This window comes from uncultured Paraglaciecola sp. (assembly GCF_913058035.1).
GTDB lineage: Bacteria > Pseudomonadota > Gammaproteobacteria > Enterobacterales > Alteromonadaceae > Paraglaciecola.
Window position 1 is genome coordinate 1 of sequence record NZ_CAJXPA010000304.1, and the last position, 3,348, is coordinate 3,348.

Genomic DNA, 3,348 nt, shown 5'->3' on the forward strand with positions numbered 1-3,348 from the left:
CTTCTATTTAAATTAAACCAACACTATTACATCAGAAATTATAAAGACACCCATCGTAATAAATCGCAAAACTATTTTTTTGCTGCTCGTTATCATGGGTGATGAGATGGACACTCCCTATTACGGCGTCAATGCGCCAAAATAGTAGTTTCAACCAGACTATTTACATAGGGAACATCCAAAATGAAGCTTAGAACAATTGGTATCGATTTGGCAAAGAATGTATTTCAAGCATGTGGTGTAAATGAGCATATGAAATCACAGTTTAATAAACGGTTAAAGCGTAACGAATTACTCGATTTTATGCGCCAGCAAGCGCCTACGATGGTAGTAATGGAGGCCTGTTATTCATCCCATTACTGGGGCCGTGAAATGGCTAAATTAGGCCATGATGTGAAGCTTATCCCCGCTCAACATGTCACGCCTTTTGTACGGGGCAACAAGAATGATCCGAATGACTCATTTGCTATAACAGAAGCGAGCCAGCGGCCCTATATTCGTTTTGTGCCTGTGAAAACCGAGTTCCAGCAGGAGATATTATGCTTGCATCGTATTCGAGAACGACTTATCAAAAATAAAGGCGCTCTGAGCAATCAAGCTAGGGGGCTGTTAAGTGAGTTTGGCGTGGTGTTTCCTTGTGGTCATAAAGCCCTTTTAAATGGATTGAACGGTGTGATAGATAATGCTCAATATAGCCATCGATTACAAAATATGATGATAGATATGTTGAGTGAATATGAAACCACACTTAAGCGCCTAAAAGGAATTGAGCAACAACTGGGAATATTTGTTGAAGGAAGTGAAAGCGGTAGGATATTACTCAGTATTCCTGGTATCGGCATCATTAATGCTTCCGCACTTTTAGCCAGCATCGACAAAGGCCAAGCGTTTAACAATCCCAAAGAGTTTGCAGTATGGTTGGGGCTGACGCCCAAACAACATGCATCGGGTAATATCAACAAGATGGGCGGCATTACCAAACGCGGAGACCGTTATTTACGCAAACAATTAGTACACGGTGCAAGGTCGGTTGTGAGTCGTGCAGCTAAAAAAACAGACTCATTATCATTATGGGCAACGAAGCTTCGCGTCACCAAACCGTTTAATAAGGTGGCAGTCGCCATGGCGCATCGCCTTGCCCGTTTAATTTGGATATTACTCACGCGGCAAGAGCACTACAGCGCTACGCCAACCGGTGTGAGCGCATAGCATGCAACAGTTTACGTTATCTCGGCCTTGCTCAATTCCGTACTGGACAAAGGCACAAAGCCTGTGTGGGTGTTGTGGAAGGCAAGACTCGGGATAACACTTAGTTTACTCTCACCAGCTTAAGTCATATTTGATGAAGAAAACGGTCTATCCTACCTCATCAAAGCCAGACTATGACAAGGATTATTAATCCGTGTGGGTGTATTTTAAGGCGATAAGGTACGGAGTTCATCAGAGGCCTGAAATGATAAAACCATTTCAATTTAAGAGCCTGAATATATGTCAGAACTAAGCCAACTTAAGACCTTGATTCAAATTGAGACAGCTGGGGTAAAGAACAAAAAAGAAAGACTTTTGTACTGCTTCGCAGCACAAAAGCGAACACTAATACGTTGACTTCGCAAGGGTATCCATATATGTATTGCTAAATCGCTCGTCGCAACATGTTTTGATTACATAGCATAGCTTGTTTCACTTAGGAATAAATGGGGTCAGTAACGAATGGCACTTACTTAAGCTTTTTGGGATGACCATTCTTTCTTATTTCCTCTCTGGCTTGTGTTCTGGGCTTGGTGAGTAATGGAAAGGGTTTTGGTCTGCGTTTAACCGCTCTAGGCTCCATACGCCCTGGCCTTCTCCCAACCTGCTGTTGTGCTATGAGTATAAATAACTCACCTATGTAGGGGTGGATAAAATAGCCATATTCGTAGTGTCGACCTTGCCAGGCTATCCACAGCTGCACCGTATGTTTGAAGCTTATTTGCCGTGGCATTACTCCCGCCAACAAGGCTGACTGAGCCATGAGTAAGCGGATCAAATTGTAAGCCAAAAGGTAAATCCACATCTCCTTTTCCACCATCGACGGTGTCCGGCAGCTCAATATTTCCATACCCATTGTGGTCTTAATGTTCCTAAAATCCACCTCTATATGCCAGCGTTCTTTGTAGAGTTTTTGCAGTGCAATTTTGGGGGTTTTATGTGCACAAAGTAATGTGGTGACTAATATTTTGCCGCCCGTTTTAAGCTCTCGCACCTTAAGCGTGTCTGGCGCGTGATCATATTCATCCTGCGTCATCCACTGTGGTTTCTTTTTGGATTTATGGATAGTAATAATGTGATCTCGCGTACCTAATAACTCGCCTTGAGTAAAATCAGTCGTCAACCTTCTTGAGCCATGTTGTTCAAACACACCGTCTACGCCTTTATCCTTTAACGCGCACAATAAAAAATAGGTGGCGTAAAAAGCGTCTCCCAATAAGACATCGTCGGTTTGTAGAGTATCGAGCATACTTCTTAGCAAAGTTTGTTCATCGCTGCCCTTTCCCTTGCAAGGTCCTGAAGCCATATCTAGCAATGCACCACTGCCAAGGCAAATGATGCTCACCATGCGACACAAGGGGAAACCCAGTCCTGGCTTTTGACTGCCTGGTTGGGGGTAAGCCGCTTGATTGGCCGCAGTGTCTGGTAAACTTGACGTCATGCCGTCAACCAACCTAATGGGGCGATTTTTCCAGTGCCATTGATGAGGAGAGTTGGCACTTAATAATTGCCCTGTGTATCGAGTTAATGTTGAGGGTAATACCAGTGGCATGCGTTGACGCGCCTTACAATAAGCCCCTGTGTTAGTACTACACGTTGGACGGCCATTAAGCGCTTGTTTTATCGCGACTTCATCGACAATTTTTTGGCAGGAGCTATCCTCATTGAGCGCTTGAGCCATGAACATTGAAACGGTTAATTTGGGAGAAAATAATCTCACTCTCTGTGCAGGAAATAGGGCTTCGATTTTATCGATATATTCAGGGCTGTTGAGAACATCCATAAAAGTGTGGACGTTGCATTTTTTTGTGTAATGGGTAATAGATTGTTGAACTTGAGAGGCTTGCTGATTAGTATACATGTAAAGGCTGGTTTCTTTTGATGGCGTTTTTTTAGCGATTAACATCCTATCATTTTTGACCAGCTTTTCAATTTATTTCAGTGACTTAACTCTTAAGTAAGTGCCATTCGGGTCAGTAACCTTGGTTGACCCCATTGATGATTTTATTGCTGTCTTGTTTGAAATGTTAATCAACAATACTTTGATAAGTCAGTATTCTAAATTCTTTACCTAAGCGAGTCTTATGAGGAATACTTTGC

At 42.8% G+C, this 3,348-nt stretch carries 2 protein-coding genes; one reads left to right on the plus strand and one right to left on the minus strand.

Annotated features, from left to right (window positions below; all coding sequences use genetic code 11):
* Nucleotides 1–183 precede the first annotated feature (183 nt).
* The gene (locus tag QZ562_RS20595; RefSeq protein ID WP_293764509.1) at nt 184–1,209 is read left to right on the plus strand and encodes an IS110 family transposase; all 1,026 of its coding nucleotides are present in this window, start codon (nt 184–186) and stop codon (nt 1,207–1,209) included.
* Between the two features lie 508 nt (nt 1,210–1,717).
* Here the strand turns inward: QZ562_RS20595 and QZ562_RS20600 are convergent.
* Nucleotides 1,718–3,109, minus strand: a complete 1,392-nt coding sequence (locus tag QZ562_RS20600; RefSeq protein ID WP_293764511.1) for an IS4 family transposase — start codon at nt 3,107–3,109, stop codon at nt 1,718–1,720.
* Between the last annotated feature and the right edge of the window lie 239 nt (nt 3,110–3,348).